Annotated in this window: 16 protein-coding genes; 6 read left to right on the top strand and 10 right to left on the bottom strand. The window is 66.5% G+C overall.

What is annotated here, in order from left to right:
* Positions 1-12 precede the first annotated feature (12 nt).
* Genes EP7_RS16680 through EP7_RS16670 form a run of 3 tightly spaced genes read right to left on the bottom strand, consistent with a single transcriptional unit; the run spans position 13 to position 4,932 of the window.
* Complete coding sequence (locus EP7_RS16680; protein ID WP_463522683.1) at positions 13-1,401, bottom strand: DUF1800 family protein; 1,389 nt, start codon at positions 1,399-1,401, stop codon at positions 13-15.
* The gene (locus EP7_RS16675; RefSeq protein WP_463522681.1) at positions 1,391-4,528 is read right to left on the bottom strand and encodes a carboxypeptidase regulatory-like domain-containing protein; all 3,138 of its coding nucleotides are present in this window, start codon (positions 4,526-4,528) and stop codon (positions 1,391-1,393) included. Before EP7_RS16675 ends, EP7_RS16680 begins: the two co-directional genes overlap by 11 nt.
* Positions 4,528-4,932, bottom strand: a complete 405-nt coding sequence (locus EP7_RS16670) for a BlaI/MecI/CopY family transcriptional regulator (protein ID WP_463522679.1) — start codon at positions 4,930-4,932, stop codon at positions 4,528-4,530. Before EP7_RS16670 ends, EP7_RS16675 begins: the two co-directional genes overlap by 1 nt.
* 332 nt (positions 4,933-5,264) lie before the next feature.
* Here EP7_RS16670 and EP7_RS16665 point away from each other — a divergent pair, with 332 nt between their 5' ends.
* A complete protein-coding gene (locus tag EP7_RS16665; protein WP_463522677.1) occupies positions 5,265-6,047 on the top strand; it encodes an MBL fold metallo-hydrolase in 783 nt (260 codons plus the stop codon).
* A gap of 28 nt (positions 6,048-6,075) precedes the next feature.
* On the opposite strand, the gene yidD is transcribed toward EP7_RS16665, so the two are convergent.
* From yidD to EP7_RS16640, 5 genes are all read right to left on the bottom strand, one after another.
* Positions 6,076-6,300, bottom strand: a complete 225-nt coding sequence (gene yidD / locus EP7_RS16660; protein ID WP_463522675.1) for a membrane protein insertion efficiency factor YidD — start codon at positions 6,298-6,300, stop codon at positions 6,076-6,078.
* Complete coding sequence (rnpA, locus tag EP7_RS16655; protein ID WP_463522673.1) at positions 6,297-6,695, bottom strand: ribonuclease P protein component; 399 nt, start codon at positions 6,693-6,695, stop codon at positions 6,297-6,299. The genes yidD and rnpA overlap by 4 nt, the downstream gene beginning before the upstream one ends.
* The gene (locus EP7_RS16650; RefSeq protein ID WP_463522671.1) at positions 6,692-6,925 is read right to left on the bottom strand and encodes a hypothetical protein; all 234 of its coding nucleotides are present in this window, start codon (positions 6,923-6,925) and stop codon (positions 6,692-6,694) included. Before EP7_RS16650 ends, rnpA begins: the two co-directional genes overlap by 4 nt.
* Positions 6,918-7,226, bottom strand: coding sequence for a MerR family transcriptional regulator (locus tag EP7_RS16645; protein WP_463522669.1), 309 nt, complete (start codon positions 7,224-7,226; stop codon positions 6,918-6,920). Before EP7_RS16645 ends, EP7_RS16650 begins: the two co-directional genes overlap by 8 nt.
* Positions 7,227-7,287: 61 nt before the next feature.
* On the bottom strand, positions 7,288-8,292 hold the full coding sequence (locus tag EP7_RS16640) for a DnaJ C-terminal domain-containing protein (RefSeq protein ID WP_463522667.1): 1,005 nt from the start codon (positions 8,290-8,292) through the stop codon (positions 7,288-7,290).
* Between the two features lie 234 nt (positions 8,293-8,526).
* On the opposite strand from EP7_RS16640, the gene EP7_RS16635 reads away from it, so the two are divergent.
* The 5 genes from EP7_RS16635 to EP7_RS16615 all read left to right on the top strand — a co-directional run bounded on the left by EP7_RS16635 (position 8,527) and on the right by EP7_RS16615 (position 13,453).
* A complete protein-coding gene (locus EP7_RS16635; RefSeq protein ID WP_463522665.1) occupies positions 8,527-8,991 on the top strand; it encodes a hypothetical protein in 465 nt (154 codons plus the stop codon).
* Positions 8,992-9,054: 63 nt separating this feature from the next.
* A complete protein-coding gene (locus EP7_RS16630; protein ID WP_463522663.1) occupies positions 9,055-10,122 on the top strand; it encodes an Mrp/NBP35 family ATP-binding protein in 1,068 nt (355 codons plus the stop codon).
* Positions 10,123-10,162: 40 nt separating this feature from the next.
* On the top strand, positions 10,163-10,819 hold the full coding sequence (locus EP7_RS16625; protein ID WP_463522661.1) for a DNA-3-methyladenine glycosylase family protein: 657 nt from the start codon (positions 10,163-10,165) through the stop codon (positions 10,817-10,819).
* 52 nt (positions 10,820-10,871) lie between these two features.
* Positions 10,872-12,434: an N-acyl-D-amino-acid deacylase family protein gene (locus EP7_RS16620; RefSeq protein WP_463522659.1), complete on the top strand. Its 1,563-nt coding sequence runs from the start codon at positions 10,872-10,874 to the stop codon at positions 12,432-12,434.
* 251 nt (positions 12,435-12,685) lie between these two features.
* A complete protein-coding gene (locus EP7_RS16615) occupies positions 12,686-13,453 on the top strand; it encodes a DUF433 domain-containing protein (protein WP_463522657.1) in 768 nt (255 codons plus the stop codon).
* A gap of 381 nt (positions 13,454-13,834) precedes the next feature.
* On the opposite strand, the gene EP7_RS16610 is transcribed toward EP7_RS16615, so the two are convergent.
* Both EP7_RS16610 and EP7_RS16605 read right to left on the bottom strand, forming a co-directional pair.
* Complete coding sequence (locus EP7_RS16610; RefSeq protein WP_463522655.1) at positions 13,835-15,523, bottom strand: sigma-70 family RNA polymerase sigma factor; 1,689 nt, start codon at positions 15,521-15,523, stop codon at positions 13,835-13,837.
* Positions 15,524-15,894: 371 nt separating this feature from the next.
* Positions 15,895-19,392, bottom strand: coding sequence for a hypothetical protein (locus tag EP7_RS16605; protein WP_463522653.1), 3,498 nt, complete (start codon positions 19,390-19,392; stop codon positions 15,895-15,897).
* Between the last annotated feature and the right edge of the window lie 384 nt (positions 19,393-19,776).

Here is a 19,776-nt window from a genome sequence, read left to right as displayed (position 1 = left end):
GGCCTGGACTCCTCAGGCGAGATGGGCTTCGGGATACGAGGCGACAAGCCGCAGGGCCTCGGCATAGCTCGCGGGGGCCTTCGCCCCTCGCAGGCCCGGCCCCTGGACGCAAGGTGCGAATGCCCCGGCGACCGATGCGCCCCACGACGACGGGGAGCCTCCCCTGGATTTGCCGTGGAGCGTCCTGAGCTTCGCCTCGGCGCCTGCCGTCGAGGTGATTTCCGCCATGAAGTTGGCGCGGGCGATGAGCAGCGGGGCGCCGAGCCACGAATATCCGCCCGACCACCCCGCGACGCTCGGCGGGTCGAGCAGCGTCTGGCCCATCCGCGTGAGCGAGACGTCGATCGTGATCGGGTCAGGTGTGGGGCGGAACCAGCCGGTCGTGCGAATCAGGCCCACGACAAAGTCGACCGGCGACTTCACCTTCCGTCCCCGCACCCCTCCCGAATGGAAGCAGCGGGAACCCAGGACGACCCGGATGCCCCGCGCGACGTCGACATCGCCGGGCGTGCGGATGAGATCCGCGAGCGCATCGACGAGCGGGGCCGGCGGCGGGGTGATGTCGTCGATGAACGTGAGGAAGAGTCGCCGCGCCACCGCACGCGCGGCGGGCGGCTGCTTCGAGGCGATCCGCACCAGGTCGGCCGGACCCCAGGGGCCAGTCTCGCCGAGCAGGAGTTTTTCGCCGCCGTCGTGCCGCTTCGGGTCGAAGACGACGGAGCGAGCTCGCAGGTCTGCTCCGCCGCCGACGCGGTATCCGGTCAATGCGCGGGCGGCCGCCTTCACGTCGCCTTCGCCGTATGCCCCCTCGCCGAGCGCGAAGAGTTCGAGGAACTCCCGTCCGAGATTCTCGTTCGGCCTGTCCCGATCGCTGGAAGGTCCGTCGAGCCAGAGTTGCATCGCGGCGGAGTCGAGCATGGCGCGGTGGAGTTTGGAGACGGGAGCATTCCAGAGCCCCCGCATCGCCTCGACCTGATCGAGCATCGCGAGCGGATCCGCGACCTTCCGCGCCCCTGTCGCGTAGTGACCGTGCCAGGCCAGGGTCATCCGCTCCTGGAGCGGGTGCGGGCCGTTCAAGAGCCGGAAGAGCCAGGCGAGCCGCACGCGGCCGATGGCGGGATCGCGCCGCGCGGAATCGGTCATCGAGCCCGCCAGGTCGTCGAACTCGGCGCGAGTCCGGCCGTCCGGGCCGACGGGATCGCCTTCGACGATGCGGCGGATCGACGCCTCGTGCCCGTCGCTCACGTCCCGGGCCAGGCGGGACGCCCCGGCCCCGAACCCTGCCCGACGATGCAGATGCGCGACGCGAGCTAGGTCCCAGGCCCCGTCGCGCGACGGGTCGTAGGGCTCCCAGGCCGCGGCGGGCTCGCCATCCCAGGGAGATTCCGGGTCAGTTCCCATCCTTGGCCTCCTTCTTCTTGTCTGCCCGGATATCTCCCAGGTCCCGATCCTCGCCAGGCTTCAGGGGCTCGATCGCACGCCAGCAGGGAACTCCACCGCTGTTCCACATCACGAAGTAACGCACCCCGGGGATGAGCCCTACATAGCGAAAGTCGGCCGGATAGACCTGTTTCAGTGGCTCATCCGTGAACATCGAGTAGATGTGGAGGCCGAACCGGTCGTAACGGTCTCTCTCGGTCAGATCGCTCCCCTGATCGACGAGCTGGATGTTGGGAAGGATTTGAGATCCTTCGAGCGGCTTCCCGTCGTTGCCGAGTACCCGCCCATGGGCGGTCGCCGTGGGGGCGAGCCTGACCTCAAGGGGCTCTTTGCGATCGGCGTCGGCCTTCAGCTCGGCGACCGCACCGAATTTCCTGCCCTCATCGAGCAGGAACACGCGGTAGGTGCGACCCGGTTCGGCCCCCGGAAGGCGGAAGATGCCGTCGCTGAACATGAGGGGCGAGACCCAATTCTCCAGGAGCCTCGCGTTCAGTTCCGGGCACCACGCGCGGACCGAATCGAGCGGCGAGCCATCGGGCCCTGTCACCCTGGCCTCCAAGGTAAAACCGCGTTTCAGTCCGACGACCGCCTCGGAACCCTCGCCCACGGCGGGGACCTCGATCCGGGCGAGGCCGTGGACGTGAAGGCTCGACGTGTGGCCGAAGTCGATCGGGGCGACCGCGCGGCGTATGTAGGAGTCGGAAGGCCCCTCGGCGACGACGACACCGGGACCACGGACGCCGGTCAGCGTGAAACGGCCCTCGGAATCGGTGATCGTCGGGCTGCGGAAGTCGTCGTCGGCGCGGACCTGTGGGTTGCCTCGTTTCGGCTGATAGACGACCCCGGCGCCGGCGATCGGCCCGCCGTTCGTCTCATCGATGACCCGACCTCGGATGACGACGCCGCGGCGGAGTGGCAGGTCGATCCGCAGGTCGGATTCGCCGTCTTTCCATTGGACCATGCCCCGCTCGGCCGGGAGATAGCCCGAGCTGGACTTCGGGTAGACGGCCACCCAGTAGTGCTCTCCCTCGCGGTCGGAGACGCGATAGCGACCGTCGGCGTCTGTCAGGCTCCGGATCGGCTTCCCCCCGTGCTTACGCATCGGCGTGACCTCGACCGTCACCCCGGCCAGCGGGGCCTTGGTCTCCGCGTCCGTAATCCGGCCGACGACCGGGTGGGGCGGAAGGAGAGTGTGGGTAAATTCTCGCGGCAAGGGTCTGATGCTGAAGGCCGCCAGGTCCGGAGTCGGCTCGATGCTGGCCCCCGTCGAGACCGTCAGCTCTTCGACGGAGTAGTCGGGATGCCTGAGGGTGAGGGTCGCGAACATATTCGCAGGCACGTAACCGTCGATGACGAACTTGCCCTCGTCATCGGTGCGGAATTCGCCCGGATAGAACCTGGGCCGAGCGTCCCAATCCTCCCCGTCCATCCCATATTGGGTGTATCGGGCCGTCTTGGTATCGCGCCAGAAGCCGTTGGAATAGGTCTCGAGCCGGACGACGACGCCGGCCGCGGGCTCGCCCCCGGGGGTGATCAACCGCCCGACGATCGGCACCGGAGGTTGGAGGACGATCTCGATCGGCTTGCCGTCGAAAGCGGCGATGGAACTCGCCGGGGCCAGGCCCTTGACATGGGCGACGACCATCGCGAGTGGCCGATCGTTCGATGGCCTCTGGGTCGAGCTTGAGAGGGTGAATCTCCCGCGATCGTCGGCCACGCCGCGAGCAACGACCTTGTTGACATGCCTGCCGTAGTCGGGATGGTCGTGCGGCATGGCGACATGGCTGAGGGTTGGCGCGTCCACTCCGATCCAGAGGACCTCCGCCTCGGGCAGCGGCTTCCCGCTCATGTCCCGGACCGTGCCTTCAATCGTCGTCAATCTTGCACCTCCTGATCCCTGAGCCGCGTCGTCCGCAACGCGGGGCACGGCCGCCGCAACGATCGCCCGGGCTTGCCTGGCCTGGGCGAGCGTGAGGGTGACGATCAGCCCCAGGGAAAGGCCGAGGAGGAGCGAGTTCCAGGCGGCTCCGGTGCGTGGCCTCGGATCGGACTCTTCGAGGATGTGACGGACGCGGGCTCCGAGACCCGACCGACGGGAGACGGCCGACGGGACCAGCGGGCGGCGACGGTCGACGGCCAGCCCGAGCAGCGACGCGGCATAGTCGGGCGGCGAGACCCCGGGCGCATGGGCGAGCGCCCAGTCGTCGCACGCAAGCTCCGAGAGGTCGGCCATCCTGCCGCGCAACGTCCAGGCGAGCGGATGCCAAGGCAGGAGGCAGGTGAGCAACTCGCCGGCCAGCGCCGAGAGGTGGTCGCGGCGCGTCCAGTGCGCCAGCTCGTGGCAGAAGATCGCCGACCAGTGGCCGGTGTCCGCGGCGGACGGCGAATCCGGCACGATGAGCACGGGTCGCCGCCCCCAGCACCAGACGACCGGGCACCGCACCGAGCGTGACCTCCGCAACTCGGGCACGATTGACATTCCCAGGCTCCTGGACGCCGATCCCGCCGCCTCCACGAGGTCGCCATCGCGGAGAATCGCGGCCCCGGCCTTGAGCCTCAGCCCAAGAGCGTAGGATGCGAGCAGCGACAACAGGCCCACGAGTGTCAGGACGGCCCAGGCCGGCGGGATCAACGAAACGATCGACGCCTCGCTCGCCACCGGATTCGGGGTCACCGGCGAGATCGAGACATCTGACTGTTCTTGCAGTGTGGGATTGAAGCCGATGGGCTGGACCTCGGGCCGCGCCATGTCGCGCCCCGAAGCGAAGCTCACAGGCGGTGCCACAACCCCGGACGAAGCCAGGGTCGGCCGCGGAGAGGGCCCGGGTTCGGCCGCAACCTCGGGCGGATTGGTCGTGAGACGCGGGGGGAGCAGGCCGAGGTCGAACCTGCGTGCGATGAGCGACGCGGGTGTGACGATCAGGCACGCGATCGCCGCGGCGAGGAGGATCCGATGGGCCCGCGACGGCCGCATCGGCACCGTCCACGACGCGACCAGGCCCGCGGCGAGCACCGCGGTCGACTGCCATGCGACTTGCCAGGCCAACGCGACCCACGCGGGCGTGGCCATGCTCAGCGAATCCGTCATCATGCCCCCCTCCCTTTCTCCGTGCGTTTGCGCTCGATGAGCTTGCGAAGGGCCGCGAGGTCCTGATCCGACAGGTCCTCGTCGGCGATGATGTGCTGGAAGAGCCGGAGCGGATCGCCCCCGAACACCCTGCGCAGCAGCGACCTGGCCGTCGAGGAGTCGGCCTCGTCCCTCGACCTGGTCGGCCTGTAGATGTAGACCCGGCCTTCGGCCCTGTGGTCGAGCCAGCCTGCCTTCTCGAGCTTCTGCATCACGCTGAGGATGGTCGTATAGGCGAGCCCGCCGCGCCCCGACTCGGCGAGCCGGTCGCGCACCCCCTGCACGCTCGCCTCGCCCAGCTCCCAGACGGCCTCGAGCGCCGAGCGCTGCAGCTCCCCAAGCTCGTCGAGCGTGTCGTCGTCCATGCGACCTCCAATACTATGGACAGTAGTACTACGACCCATAGTGCACGGTCGGCCGCTCATGTCAAGCGGCTTCTCCCGCGAAATCCCGGGTCGCCCCTGTCCCCGGCGTCTTCAGCGGGGATCCATGTGGCCTCTCCTGGAATGTCCGCAGGTCCCACCGGAAACGGCTCGCGGGCGGGCGGGATGACGCATGTGCGGGCCCGGCGGGTCTCCGGGCGAGGTTGCCGCGTCGAGGGGCCCTGGGTATGATCCAAGGGCCGCCCAACGCGATCGTGCTGGGTCGTCTCACCCGCAACATGCCGACCCCCGTCGCACCTGGAGCTCGTCCCGGAATGGTCGAACGTCAATATGTCTTCCCGGGCGTCATCGAGCTGAATGTCCAGGCACGCAGGCGGCTTGGCGTCAACATCTACATCATCGACGGCGGCACCGAGTTCGCGATCATCGACGTCGGCTTCCTGGATGAGCTTCCCGACGTGCTGGAGCTGATCCGGCAGATGAACTTCAGCTTCTCCGCCTGCAAGTTCATCCTCGCCACGCACGCCGACGTCGACCACACCCAGGGCCTGGCCCGCGCCCGCGACGTGCTCCGCACCAAGGTCCTGGCGCACCCCAAGAGCGTCAAGCCGCTCGAAGAGGCCGACGAGATCACGACCTACGCCCGGATCGATGCCCAGAACATCCACATCAAGATGCCCAAGTGCAAGGTGGATCAGGTCATCAACGAGGGTGACGTCCTGACCGTCGGCGACAAGTCGCTGGAAGTCTGGAGCACCCCGGGCCACACCGACGGCCAGCTCAGCTTCCGGATGGGCGACCTGCTCTTCTCCGGCGACAACATCTTCCGCGACGGCTGCGTCGGCGTGATCGACGCCCACCACGGCTCGAACCTGGTCGACTACATCGCCAGCCTCCAGCGCATCCGCGACTGCGACGCCAAATTCATCCTCCCTTCCCACGGCCCGATCTTCCGCAAGGACAACGCCCTGCTCGACGCCACGATCGCCCGCCTGGAAGGCTACACCCACATGGCCGACTTCGGCACCTGTGCCGTCGACTGGCCCCTGCTCGACGCCTGGGAAGACGAGCTGCTCAAGGGCAAGCCGACCTTCTGATCCTCGGAGCCCCCAAGCGCCCATCGGCTCAGGGGGGGTCGAAGCCGCCTCGTCCCCAGGGGTGGCAGCGGCCAATCCGCCTCAGCCCCTTGAGGACACCGCGGACGAGGCCATATTTCTCGATCGCGCCGACCATGTAGCGACTGCAACTCGGCTCGTAGATGCAGGCGGGGCCGAGCAGCTGGCTGAACGTGGCCTGGTAGGCGCGGATCGAGGCGATCAGGGCCCTGGATGGCAAGCTGGGCCGACTCACGGCTGCTTCGGCGGTTCGGGGGGTGTCGCGGCGGGGCCGACGTTCTTGGCAAGTCGGCGGGCGACGGCCCGGGCCAGGGCGGGGAGGTTGGCGATGGTCTCGGCGAGGGTGGGGGTCTTGCCGCGTGGCAGGACGATGTAGTCGAAGCCGACGGGCCACTCGGCGCGGGTCAGGCGGAAGGTCTCGCGGACGATCCGCTTGAAGTGGTTGCGGTCGGTGGCGTGCCGCATCCGCTTGCGCGAGACGACGATGCCGATCCGGGCGCAGTCCATGCCGTTCTCCGAGGCGTGGACAATCAGGCGCTCGTCGGAGGCCGACTTCCGCCGGTCGAAGGCGCGACGAAACGCGGCCGAGTCTCGCAGGCGCTCGTGGGGCCTGAATCGTGCGGTGGTCATGACTTGTCCCGAGGGAAGCCGTCGGGAATCTCGGGGAGCTGCACGTCCCTGGGCGGGGCGAGCCCGTCTCGGATCAGGCGACCGCGCCGGACCAGGTGCCAGATGGCCAGGGCCCCGAGCGCAACGATGCCCGCGAGGCCCCAGCCCAGCAAGGACGTAGCGGCCTCGCCCAAGCGTCGCCTGGCCTCGGCGGGGTCGGGTCGCGTATTCCGGGCGGGTGCGTCAATCATCGACTTCGGACTCATCCAGGGCGGTGTTCAGTTCCGAGGCCAGGAGGGCGATCCGGCGGTGGACATCGTCGAGGTGGTCCCGAAGCTTGAGGATGGCCTCCACTCCGGCGAGGTTCACCCCGAGGTCGCGCTGGCAGGTGACGATCGTCCAGAGCCGTCCCACCTCGCGCGTCTCGTAGCCCTCCAGCTCCCCCCGGCGAACTGGGTGGACGAGCCCGCGCGCCTCGTATCTCCTCAGCACGGCGGTGGTCACGGAGAGGTGCTCGGCTACCTCGTCGCGGGCGATGAAATTCGGCGTCATCGGACCTCGGCCTCCCGATCCAAGGGTTGCGCGTCCCGGCGACATGGTCAGCCGGGGTCGCTTACCAGAGCCCCAGACGCGGCGACTGCGGGTTGCGGGCGGCAAACTGCTCGATGAGCGCCCGGCTCTCGTCGTCGATCGCTCTGGGGGTCACGATCTTGACCGAGACGAAGAGGTCGCCCTCGGGCTTGCCGCCGGACGCGGGGACGCCCTGGCCGCGGAGCCTCAGACGCTGGCCGCTGGACGTGCCCGCGGGGACGGGCAACACCTTGTGGCCGTCGAGCGTCGGCACCTCGATCTTCGCGCCCAGGATCGCCTCGGAGACGCTCAGGGGGACCTCGACGACGAGGTCGCGACCGTGACGCTGGAAGTAAGGGTGAGAATGCACCTTGAGGATGATCGTCAGGTCGCCGCGAGGGCCGCCTTCCTCGCTGTGTTCCCCCTGGCCCTTCAGCCTGAGCTTGGCACCGGTCTCGACGCCCGGCGGGATCTTCACCACCAGGGTCTCGTTCTTGCCGCCGTCGCGGGCGATCTCGAAGGAGGTCTCGCCACCCTGCACGGCGGTCAGGAAGGGGATGGTCAGCTCGGCCTCGACGGCGGGCCCCGGCCTCGGGCCGCGCGTGCGTTTCCCGCCCCGTCCGCCCCGGACGCGGCCGAGAAGGTCGTCGAAGATTCCGCCCCCCTCGTTCATCCCCTCGGCCGACATCCCGGGGCCGCCGCCGAAGAACTGGCTGAAGTCGATATTCTCGAACCCCCCTTGGGCCCCGCCGGCGCCGGGGCGGCCGCCCCCCTGGCTTGCGGCCCAGTCGGCGGCGTGGCCGCGCGGGCCGGACGAACCACCGCCGAAGGCGGCCATGCCGAACCGGTCGTAGGTCTGGCGCTTCTCCGCGTCCGAGAGGACGTCGTAGGCCTGCTGGACCTCTTTGAAGCTGGACTCGGCCGACTTGTCGCCGGGGTTCACGTCGGGGTGAAACTTCCGGGCCATGCCCCGATAAGCCTTCTTGATGTCGTCGGCGGTCGCGGTCCGGGCCACGCCGAGCACGTCGTAATAGTCGCGTTCGGCCATCTCTGCCTCGAAGAAGTGGGAGCCCTGGCGGTCAATCGTCGCGGCTCGCCGGATCCTGTCCGATCCTATCATACGTCGCGTCCGACGGCAGGTTCAAGCCGCCGCGAACCGGTCGCCGGCCACCTCGGCACTCGCCGCGCAAGGTCCAGGGCCGTACAATAATCGTCTCGTTCGGCGTCGATGTCGGCGCCCGCCCTTCGGGGCATGCCCTCAACGCCTCCGGACCCACTTGCCTTGGCCTCGACGACCCGGACGATCATCACCCACGAGCGGCGAGGCCTCTGGGCGCGGCAGCTCCGCCCCAGGTTCCCGTCCGAGTCGATCCGCTGGGTCGAGACCCGATCGACGGCCGACCTACGCGCGGCCCTGCTCGGCCGGTCGCGCCCCATCGTCGTGCTCGACCTGGGCGACCCCCTCCGTCGCGGCCTGGCCGAGCTGGCCGAGGCCCGCGAGGCCGCCCCCGACGCCCTGATCGTCGTCGTCGAGCCCCGCAGCCGCCCCGCGGCTGTCGCCCTGGCCCCCGAGATGGGGGCGACCCTGGTCCTCCCCGGCGTGGTCGTCCCCCCCGCGATGGTCAACCTCCTGACCCGATGGATCGCCCTGGCCGACGCCCGATCCGACGCCGACGGCTGGTCCCCCGACCGCGAGCCCAAGCCCGGCCTCATCGATGAGCTGATCGCCATCGCCGAGGCGTGCTGAACCCGATACGACACGCAGACAAGCCCCGCCCCGACAGAGTCCCATTCCAAGGACGACGCCCCCATGTTCGGCAAGAAATCCGAGACCCCGACCGAGCAGGACGTGCTGGCCGCCCTCAAGGGGGTCAAGGATCCCGAGATCCACCGCGACCTCGTCGAGCTCGGCATGATCAAGGCCATCCAGGTCGACGGCGACACCATCTCCCTGACCGTCAACCTGACCACCCCCGCCTGCCCGCTGAAAGCTCAAATCGAGCGAGAGGTGCGCGAGGCCCTGGCCGCCCACTTCGGCGGCACCTACAAGTTCCTGATCCAGATGTCGGCCGAGGTGCGCGGCAAGGCAATCAAGGAGAAGGGGGACATCCCCGGCGTCAAGAACGTCATCGCCGTCGGATCGGGCAAGGGGGGCGTGGGCAAGAGCACGCTCGCGGCCGCGATCGCCTACGGCCTGCAAGCTTACGGCGCCAAGGTCGGCCTGATGGACGCCGACGTCTACGGCCCGTCGATCCCCCACCTCACCGGCGCCACCGGCCGGCCCATGGCGCAGGGCGAGCGAATCCAGCCGATCGAGGCCGACGGCCTGAAGATCATCTCCATCGGCCTGCTCGTCGAGCCCGACCGCGCCGTCATCATGCGCGGGCCGATGCTGCACGGGATCATCCAGCAGTTCCTCCACCAGGTGGAATGGGGCCAGCTCGACTACCTGGTCATCGACCTGCCCCCCGGCACCGGCGACGTCCCCCTGAGCCTGGCCCAGGCCCTGCCGCTCACCGGCGCCGTGGTGGTCTGCACCCCGCAGGAGGTCGCCCTGCTGGACGCACGCCGCGCCGTGGCGATGTTCAACCAGCTGAAGGTCCCGATCCTCGGGGTCGTCGAGAACATGACCGGCGAGATGTTCGGCAAGGGGGGCGTGCAGGCGATGGCCCAGGCGTCGAACCTGCCATACCTGGGCGACGTCCCCCTGACCGTCGACATCCGCAAGGCGGGCGACGCCGGCAAGATCAAGTCGGCCCTGGGGCCCGACTCCCCCGCCAGGCCCTACCTGCTCGGCATCGTCGAGAAGCTGGCCGCGCAGATCAGCATCCAGAACATCAAGGCCCCCAAAATGCCCAAGCTCGAGATCCTTAACTGAGCGAATCGAGACGGAACGGACCCAAGGACACGGAGAGGCCATGGCGACCCGCACCAAGACGACCACGTCCGACCCCTGGGCCAAGGCGGTCAAGCACTTGCGTCAGGTCGACGAGGGCTGGCGTGCCCTCGTCGACCGCGTTGGCCCCTGCCGGCTGACCGTCCGGCCCGACCGCTTCGGCACCCTCGTCCGCGCCATCATCGGCCAGCAGATCTCGGCCAAGGCCGCCGCCTCGATCGACCGCCGGCTCCGCGAACTGGCCGGCGAGCCGCACCACTACGACCCGCTGCTGGCCCTGGGTGAGCCAGGCCTGCGCGGCGTCGGCCTCTCGGGGGTTAAGGCCCGCTATCTCCTCAACCTGTCCGACGCGGTCCGCGAAGGCCGCGTGCCGATCGAGCTCTTCCACGACTGGACCGACGAGCAGATCGTCGAGAGCCTGACGACCATCAAGGGGGTCGGGTCCTGGACGGCCGAGATGTTCCTCATCTTCGCGCTGGGCCGGCCCGACGTCCTCTCCGTGGGCGACCTGGGCATCCGGGTCGGCCTGCGCAAGCATCACGGCCTGCTGGAAATGCCCACGCCCAAGCAGTGCCGCGAGCTGACCGAGCCGCTGCGCCCCTACCGGACCGCGGCGATGTGGTATCTCTGGGAAGAGATCGACAACCCGCCCGCCAGCAAGGTCCTCAAGGGACACTGAGCCGACGCGGGAAACTTCCGACATTCAACGACGAATCGAAGGACGGCGACCGATGGAGTTCGACCTGCTCATCAAGGGCGGCAAGGTGATCGACGGCAGCGGCGGCCCCCCCTTCACCGCCGATGTCGGCGTCGTCGACACCATGATCGCCGATGTCGGCCGGCTCGACGGCGCGGCCGCCTCGCGCACCCTCGACGCCACAGGCCTGTACATCACGCCCGGCTTCATCGACGCCCACGTCCACGGCGACGCCGTCCTGCTGGCCGACCCCGTCCACCTGCCCGCACTGAAGCAGGGGGTGACGACCTACATCATCGGCCAGGACGGCACCTCGTTCGCGCCCGCCTCGCCGGCCACCATGGACTATATGAGGCGGTACTCGGCCGGCTTCAACGCCAATCCCGAGGGGGTCGACTACACCTGGAACACCGTCGACGAATATCTCGCCCGGTTCGACCGCAACGTCGCCATTAACGTCGCCTACCTCATCCCCAACGGCAACGTGCGGATGGAAGTGATGGGCCTCGACCCCAGGCCCGCCACCGATGACGAGATCAAGGCGATGCGTCGCCTGATCCGCCAGGGGATGGACTCGGGCGCCGTCGGGCTGTCGACGGGCCTCGACTATATCCCCAGCCGCTACTCCGACGGCCGCGAGCTCGCCGAACTCTGCAAGGAGATCGTCCCCGACGGCGGGATCTACGTCACCCACATGCGGGCCTACGGAGCCAACTCCAAGGTCGGCATGGACGAGGTCTACCAGATCACCCGCGACTCGGGCGTTGCCTCCCACGTTTCGCACTACAACGGCCCCGCCAGCCTGATGCTCCCCCTGATGGACCAGGGCTTGGCCATGGACCTGGACCTCACCTTCGACTCCTACCCCTACCTCGCAGGCAGCACCATCCTGGGCATGGTCGCGCTCCCTCCCTGGGTGCAGGAAGGTGGCATCGAGGCGACCGTCGAACGGCTGGGCGACCCCTCGATCCGCAAGACGCTGAACTCCGACTGGTTCAGCAAGGGGACACCCTACCCGCTCGAGACCACCTCCATCGCCATGGTCTCGAACCCCGACTGGCGCTGGGCCGAGGGCCTCACCGTTGTCGCGGCGGCCGAGAAAGCGGGCCTCGCCCCGGGCGACTTCGTCTGCGAGATCCTCCGCGCATCCTCCATGGCCGTCGGCATCGTCGGCTTCAGGCCGGGCGAACGGACCGAGGACGACGTCCGGGCCATCCTCCGCCACCCCGCGCACATGGCCGGCTCCGACGGAATCTTCGGCGGCGGCTTCCCCCACCCCCGCGGCTGGGGCGCCTTCGCCCGCTTCCTGGGCTACCATACCCGCGAGCTGGGCGACTACACCTGGGCCGAGGCCGTTACTCACCTGGCTACCCACGCCGCCCGCCGCTACCGCCTGACCGATCGCGGCCTGGTCCGGCCCGGCTTCATCGCGGACCTGGCCATCTTCGACCCCTTGACCATCATCGACCGCTCCACCTACGCCGCCGGCCGGACCCTCGCCGAGGGGATGAAGCACGTCGTCGTCAACGGCACCCTGGCCCTCCTGGACGGCGAGCCCACGGGTGCAACCCCCGGGCGGGCCCTGCGTCGCGGATGAATACGCCCAATTAAAATGGCCTAATAATACTTAAAGCCGCCATCGCTCCGATTCAAGCGGGAGATGGCGGCTTTTTTCATCAATAAACGTTTACAAAAAGAAACACCGCCAAAGTAAGTGGGCAATCTGGGGGTTATTTCCGAAATAGGCAGTACGTTATGGCCAGTTTTTAGGATGATCTTATTGTCAGGAGTGCGTCGCCGTGATGTCTGCGGCGATCGTGCGAGCACCTCAACGACGAGGGATTAGCCATGGATTGCGGACTTAACTTCAACGACCCCACCGCCAACTGCAATTTCCTGGGTCGGAACTCCGAGGGCATGAATCGGTTCGACGGGGGGAGCCTCCCCGCCGGGCTTCCCGATACGACGGCCGATTCCCCCTCGATTGAATTCGAAGCCTACGCCGCCGCCGTCCGCCGCCGGCTGGGTGCGATCGATTCGCTCGAGCAGATCCTGGCCGAGCGGGTGGTGATCGCGTCGTGGAACCTCTGGGTTGCGACCCGCGAGGAGTTGCTCTGGCTGAAGGCCGAGGCATCGATCGAAGCGGGCGACGACCTGCTGCGTGCCACCTTCGACGCCGTCCGACGCGACGTCGTCCGCGCCGAGCGATCGCTCGATCGTGCCATCGAGGGCCTCGAACGGGTCCGCCAGCTCACCCGCGAGCCCGTCGTCGCCGACGAGCCGCGCACGCCGAGCCGGGCCGCCCGGACGCTCGCTCGCCCCCCTGTTGAAGCCGCCGAGGAATGCGAAGGCGAGACCGCCGAACCCAAGGCGGACGACGACACCTGCACCGAGGTCGAAGGGGCCTGGAGCGACCGGCTCGTCTTCGACGCCGACATCTCCGAAGCCTCTCCTGTGGTCAAGGGGACGTGGGTCACGGTCACTCAGGTCGTCTCCAGGGTGGTCGACGGCTGGTCCTGGGCCGAGATCCTGAGGGGCTACCCCGAGCTGTCCGAGGCCGACATTCGCGCCTGTCTCGACTACTCGGTCGACGAGATGCAAGGCCCGACCCTCTGAGGTCGCCCGAGCCTCGCTCTCGCTCCTCAAGCCGCCGCATCGATCCGCAAGCAGGCCCGGACGCCCAACCGTCGCGACGGATCGCACCCCGGCCATCAACCGACTGCCCCGGGGCGTTGATCGGCCCCCGATCAGCCTCGGCCCGCGTCCGATGAAGGATGCAAGGCCGACCATCGTCGCGATGTCGCGAGGTTGCCCCGTGGGCTCGCAGGAAGCGAGGAGGGGGACATCATCGTCCCCCGTTCGATCCTCGTTCGATATGCTCCATCGCACACCCCAACATGGATCGATGACGGCCCGGGCGACAACCGATTTCCCCCGGATTCGAAGGGAGAATCGGGCAGACACTGAAGAATCTCGGACTGACAGCCCGCCGCGTCCTCAGTCCTCCGCATCCTCGTGAGGCGGAGACAGGAGGCGTGCGACGGACCAGAAACGACCCGAATCGGTGAGATAATTCGAGGAGTAGCCGCCGTGGTCGAACTCGGCCAGTGCCGCGCAGGGTTCCCTGAGCGTGGCGAATGAACTCTTCGACCTCAAGTCGATCAATTCCGCGGAGAAGGCCGGATCGGACCTGAAGACGGCGAGCGTCTTACCGTCCCGCGACGGGATGGGCCGATCGCGGATTTCCAGGCTCATCGATGGAAATGTCGCCACGGGTTCCATCGACCTCCCGTCCCAGATCGTCAACCCCTTCAGACCCGGCGACGTCGTGACGAATCGCCTCCCGCTGATCGGGAGTGCGGGATTCAGCCATGGCGCCGTCTGCCCCGCCAGCACCTTGCGAGGCGCACCGGTCAAGGCATCCCAGGATTTGACCGTATGGTCCGACGTGGTGAGCAACAGGCCCACGTCCGCGACGAAGCCGAAGCTCCGGATCGGCTCGTCATGCCGCAAGGTCGCCAGCACTGAATTCGGCCCGTGATACTTCCAGAGCTTGACCGAACCGTCCAGATAGACGATCGCCTGCCGACTCTCCGGCCCAATCGGGCCCGCCTCGTCCCGGTGGAGGGGCTGGGGCGGTGCGGGAACTCGGAAGAGGTCGGATTCCCTCCCGCCTTCCCAACGATTGTCGACGTTCCCGGGACCGTGGAGATTTTCCCCCGCCGCGAGAACCCGGACCTTGGCCTCGGGCCTGGCGTTTTTCTCCGTCGCTCCGGCTTTGACATCGGGCGACGTCCCATCCGGCCGCTGCGAGCCGAGGCCGGGCCGCAGGGTCCAGGTTGACGTCGCGCAGAGACCCAGGGCGACGGCGGTGATGGCGCAGGCTGACATCATCTTGGCCATGATCATGCTCCTCGCGACCGAACGAGCAATCTGGATGGAAGAACCGGACACCGTCCCGAGGCCGTCGGCACCACCGCCAACGAGGGCGGCGACCGACTCGGCGAGGGAACGAGGGACCGTCGAACCGCCGAATTCGCACGCGTGATCGGCGAAGGAGACGGCGATGGACGGGGCATATCCGCGGCGTATGAGCCCGACGCGGAGTAGTTCTCGGCCTCGGGAGAGTCGACTGGCGAGGGTGCCGATGGGGCACCCGACCCGGCGTGCCGCCGCCTCGCAGGTGAGGCCCTCGAGGTCGCAGAGGATCATCGGCACGCGCTGACGCTCGGGGAGTCGGTCGAGGACCTCGTGCATCGCCGCGACCAGGCCGTCCGGAGGCCCGGCCGGCCGGCCGGCCGCGATTCTCCCGAACAGCGTTCGTTCCATCTCTCGACGACGCCTCGCCCCGGTCCGAAGCCTCCTGGCCGCCCTGCATGCGACCCGATGCAGCCAGGGGCCCGCGGACTCGAGGACCCAGAGCGACCGGCTTTTGAGCACGAGAACGAGGAATGTTGCCTGGTAGGCGTCCATCGCCTCGTGCTCATCCCGGAGGATTCCCCGGCAAGTCCTGAGGACCATCGGGCCATGACGCTCGACCAGGCCGGCGAATGCAAGCGAGGATGAGTCGGGGTTGCCGGTCGTAAACCGCTCCAGGAGTTGACCGTCGGTCAGTCCGGATTGATGTTCGCCCTCGACGAGCGACTTGAAGTAGAGGCGGGCTGAGCCGCCAGGGTTTCGTCCCATGGTCCGTCCTCCAGGGCATTCGATTGCTCTATGAGAAAGAAAGCCTCCGGGGGGACGTTTTTATCCATCATTCCGAATCGTTCTCCGCCAAACCGGCCGGTGTCGGCCTATGACGCCGCGTCTGCTCCCATCCTCGAAGGAGAGGACATACGATGTAGGATGCAGGCCGACCATCGTCCCGATGTCGCGAGGCTGTCCCGAGGGCTCGCAAGAAGTGAGGAGGGGGACATTATCGTCCCCCATTCGATCATCGGTCAATATTATCGCTATAACGCACAATCATGTGCGGATTTTCCGATTGTTTACATCCCTTATCTCGTCGAAGCTCCTGCGATTGTCGCATTCCTCGACGAGGAGCCGGACGCTGCGACCTACTCGGTGCGAGAGTTCGAGCCGGCTGCCTTCAGGATTCGATCGCTGAGCTCGAAGAATGAGGCCCGCTTCGACGCGAAGCTCTGGTCGGCGTCGGTGTCGACGAGGCAGCTCAGCCCGTTTGAGAGCGAAATCCCGATGTGCTCGCCGAGCTGGCGATAGGCCTCGATCCGATCCTCCTCGTAGATTTGCTCGAGATCCGGGTCGTGCGGGAAGGACGGGTTGATCTTGTAGTGCTGCTCCAATTCGCCCGGCGTCGGGAACCGGGCACTGAGCGACGGTTTTACGACGATCAGCAGCCCATCACGCGCCGGTTCGCCGCCGGTCCCATCCTTCTCGGGCGGGATTGAGGGATAGCAGATCTGGATGAGGAAGAAATTCTCCCGCGTATATTTCTTGCCCGCGGCCTTCGCGGCCACATCGTCGGAGAACTGGTCTAGGCCGAAGAGCGGCGCCGCGGATGGGACCGTCTTGAAGAGCCTGGGGATGGCCTCCTCCATCGCCTTCATCGACAGCGGCCGGAACTGAATGCCCTCCCAGATCCGTGCCCGCCGCAGGTCGCGGATGAGGTCGTTCAGCTCATATTTGGGGTCGTGCGAGACGTCCGAGACGATGATGAGACGGCAACGACGCAGGAGGAGCAGCTCCAGGCCGAGGTTGTCGCGGTGGGCGCCATCGGAGAGGAAATAATGGCCCCGCTTCTTCCAGCTGTGAAAGAAGTACTCGGCCATCAGGCTCGGGATCGTGGGCATGGACCACGGCTCGAATTTCGGGTTGGGATTGGCGTACCACTGGCCCAGCCTCGCATTGAGCAGGACCATCCAGAACCGGCCACCGAAAGTGAGACCCTGGATGGGGCTGATGGCACCCCCGGAGATCGCGATCGCATCGGCCAAGTCGACTCCCCCGTGATATTTGTCGGTCCTGCGGAACCCGACCTCCTTCGAGCCGCAGTAGAGCGGCGAGAAGATGAAATTGTGGCGGATTTCCTTCAGCTCTCGGCGCTCGGTGGGGTTCACGATGACGTTCAACGTCGCCGACAGGATATGATACGGGGCGCCGACCTCACTGCCCCGCTGGTCCTTTAGCTTGCGATAGTCGGGCCTTTCCGCGACAGTCTTATCCCTGCCGATGTCCCTGTCCCAGTTGAGATACGTCTCGCGCAGCTTCTCGCGGTAGAAGTAGTGGATCGACGAGCGGTTGACGTTCGAGAGCGTCCCCAGGATGAAGAAGACGGCCAGGCCGGCGAAGAAAATCAGGCCCCGAATAGCCTGGTCATTCTGAATCAGGTAGCCGAAGGTGGTGAAAAGGCCCGCGGGACAATACGCCATCCGAGCGATGTTCTTCACCGGCACCTGCCCGGGTTCGCCGCCCCGCGGCTCGTCGGCGTTCGATCGATTGGGGTCGGTTGCGAGGCCCGAGGCATCCGGCGGTCTGTCCTCGCCTCGACCAGGAATGGCCTCCCTCTCGTAGGTGGCCGTTTCCGTTTTCGAAGGCGCCGCGCCCGAGACGTTCTCCCTGGCCAGGAAGAAGAACGCGGCCAGAGGAAAGACGAGGATGAATGAGCCCACGACCAGACGGTAGACGAGGCCCTGCACCGAGTCCCTGGGCCGCTCGCTGCTCTGGAGGAACTTGCCGGGCGCGAGGATCGGCACCAGGGCCAGGGCTGCGGCGATGGCGGTAGGCACGAGCAGGATCGTGTGTATGAAGGCCTGGAGGCCTTCTTGCAGCGAATACCTCGCGCTGGGCAGGATGCCCTCATTCGAGTCGTCGGCGCTGATATTGTTCCAGGCGTCCGGCCTCAAGTATTTGAAGCCACCGATGTCGGTGTCGCCATTCCCGAGGAGGACAAAAATGCCCAGCAACGCCGCGATCCATGAGAGGGCACCTAGTTTCCCCTCCAACCAACGCAGACGCCCGTTGTTCCGAGGGTGCATGTCGACCAAAACGTAGCGAGCGAGGTGCAGGACCCCATACAAAGCCGAGAAAATGAGGGCCGGGATCATCGCACGGGTCAAATCGGTGACAATCAAGCTCGACGTCTCCAGGGCGATCATACTTTCGCGAAATGTTCCCAAATTCCTGGAAGGCGTCCCGTCGAAAACTTTGACAGGTTCGACCTTCAGTTCCTCACAGGCGGCGATCAAATCCCTGGAGGCGGGCCAGAAGAGAATTTTTGCTTGCGCAGTGATCGTTTCTGTGATGTCTGGGGAATCGAGAACCTCGAAACCCTTTACGACCTGGTCAGGCGACCCAATCCAGATCGATCTTAATGCCTTCGTGACCCGGTCGAAGCTCCAAACAACACCGTCCGGCGATTCAGCCCTGAGCACTGCCAAGGTAGTAATGAGTCGATTGACGAGGTTCCTGCCTTGCGAGCCTGCTTGGGAGGGATCATCCTTGAGACGCTCCCACGATTTCAGGGCCCTAACCTGATACCAGGGATCCTCATCGACCAAGTACTCGACAACCTGCGCCAGCTCCCGGGCTCGCTTTTTTCGCAAATGGTCAGTTGCCGTGGGATCCTGCGGCTTCAAGATCTCGTTGGAAAGACTCAGGGTGCGGTTGAATTCCATTCCCGTCGGCTGCTTAATATTCTGCGGATCCTTGGCGGGGACATCCTTGTCTTTAGACAAGTATCCCGCGGTGTCGCATTTCGGATTACCTTGGGGCCAGCGGAGGAGTGACGTGAATCCCACGGCCGCGACGAATAGGTAGCAAGCCACAACGATCGTTAAAATGCCCCTGGCCATCCGCTTGAACCGCGACGGACCGAGATGCCTGCGGACGCTGAACGCCAGGCCCAGCAGCGCGATCCAGAGCACAAGGAGCGTCGCCAAGACACAGCACTGACCGATGAAGGCGTTCCTGGGTCGAGAAGTATCGCAATTACTCGACCAATCTATCCCTAAGTAGACACCGATGTGGCGCAGCCCCATGAGCATCTGCATAACGCAACCGCGCATCCCGGAATCGACCCATGGGTGATCGAAGGCCCGGAAGATCCAGGCGGCGGCCGACGCGACGATCGCCAGCATAGAGAGCACGATGACGAGGTTGATGACCATGCCAGGCAACCATTGGAAGAAGAACCGGAAAGGATCATTCAGGTAGTCGCCCCGATTGTAGATCTGGCGAGGGCCGGTCGAGTTCGCGGCCACGGGCCGATTGGCCCGGAAGTCGAACGGGAACCATGGCACCGCCCCCTTAGGATCGCCATCGGACTTTGTCGCCCGGCGGCTCTGATCTTTGCTGTCGTCAGATTGTTCCGCCGACCAGGTCGCGGCCGCCTGGGTCAGCCGGGAGCCGACGTAACCGCCGCCGGAGACGGTCGCCAGATAATCGATCTGAGGAAGAACACCTCGCCTCCAGAAGGCTTGCAAAAGGCCCAGATTGAACATCGCCGAGCGAATCCCGCCGCCCGACAGGGAAAGGCCGATGAGGTCATCCTTGACTTTCTCGCCGTCGGGGTCCTCCAGACTCTCCCCCGCTTTCAAATCCCCCTGCTCGAAGAACCGTCGACGCTCGGCGATCGCCTGATGCTCAGCACGATAGACCTTCCGAGGCTCGGATACGAAGACCTCGCCTTTCAGGTGGGCCAGCCGGCAAACTCGCTCCTGCCACGATTCGGTCCCTTCTTCGCTTCCGCCAGGATCCCGTTGTCGGGATTCCGCAGGGGACGTCGTGTCGTCGAGGAAGGGACGAGTAGGCGGCTCGACCATATCCGCTTCATTATCCAATTCGCCATGTGTCGAATTGGCATCATAATTTTGATTCATGCTTGGGCCGGACCTAGATGGGGGGGACGAACAACGGCCGAATCGGCATCTCTTTAGCCGACGAATATCATAAAACATTTGCCGCATTGCCAGCTAATGCTT

The organism is Isosphaeraceae bacterium EP7 (assembly GCA_038400315.1).
GTDB lineage: Bacteria > Planctomycetota > Planctomycetia > Isosphaerales > Isosphaeraceae > EP7.
The sequence above is the reverse complement of the archived record's forward strand: the minus strand, read 5'-3'. Positions and strand labels throughout refer to the sequence as shown.

Coding starts and splice junctions, on each gene's coding strand:
- EP7_RS16670 (WP_463522679.1), bottom strand. CDS start 4,932: ATGGACGACGACACGCTCGACGAGCTTGGGGAGCTGCAGCGCTCGGCG.
- EP7_RS16630 (WP_463522663.1), top strand. CDS start 9,055: ATGTTCGGCAAGAAATCCGAGACCCCGACCGAGCAGGACGTGCTGGCC.
- EP7_RS16610 (WP_463522655.1), bottom strand. CDS start 15,523: ATGGGACGAAACCCTGGCGGCTCAGCCCGCCTCTACTTCAAGTCGCTC.
- EP7_RS16665 (WP_463522677.1), top strand. CDS start 5,265: ATGGTCGAACGTCAATATGTCTTCCCGGGCGTCATCGAGCTGAATGTC.
- EP7_RS16625 (WP_463522661.1), top strand. CDS start 10,163: ATGGCGACCCGCACCAAGACGACCACGTCCGACCCCTGGGCCAAGGCG.
- EP7_RS16675 (WP_463522681.1), bottom strand. CDS start 4,528: ATGACGGATTCGCTGAGCATGGCCACGCCCGCGTGGGTCGCGTTGGCC.
- EP7_RS16650 (WP_463522671.1), bottom strand. CDS start 6,925: ATGATTGACGCACCCGCCCGGAATACGCGACCCGACCCCGCCGAGGCC.
- EP7_RS16680 (WP_463522683.1), bottom strand. CDS start 1,401: ATGGGAACTGACCCGGAATCTCCCTGGGATGGCGAGCCCGCCGCGGCC.
- EP7_RS16620 (WP_463522659.1), top strand. CDS start 10,872: ATGGAGTTCGACCTGCTCATCAAGGGCGGCAAGGTGATCGACGGCAGC.
- EP7_RS16615 (WP_463522657.1), top strand. CDS start 12,686: ATGGATTGCGGACTTAACTTCAACGACCCCACCGCCAACTGCAATTTC.
- EP7_RS16640 (WP_463522667.1), bottom strand. CDS start 8,292: ATGGCCGAACGCGACTATTACGACGTGCTCGGCGTGGCCCGGACCGCG.
- rnpA (WP_463522673.1), bottom strand. CDS start 6,695: ATGACCACCGCACGATTCAGGCCCCACGAGCGCCTGCGAGACTCGGCC.
- EP7_RS16645 (WP_463522669.1), bottom strand. CDS start 7,226: ATGACGCCGAATTTCATCGCCCGCGACGAGGTAGCCGAGCACCTCTCC.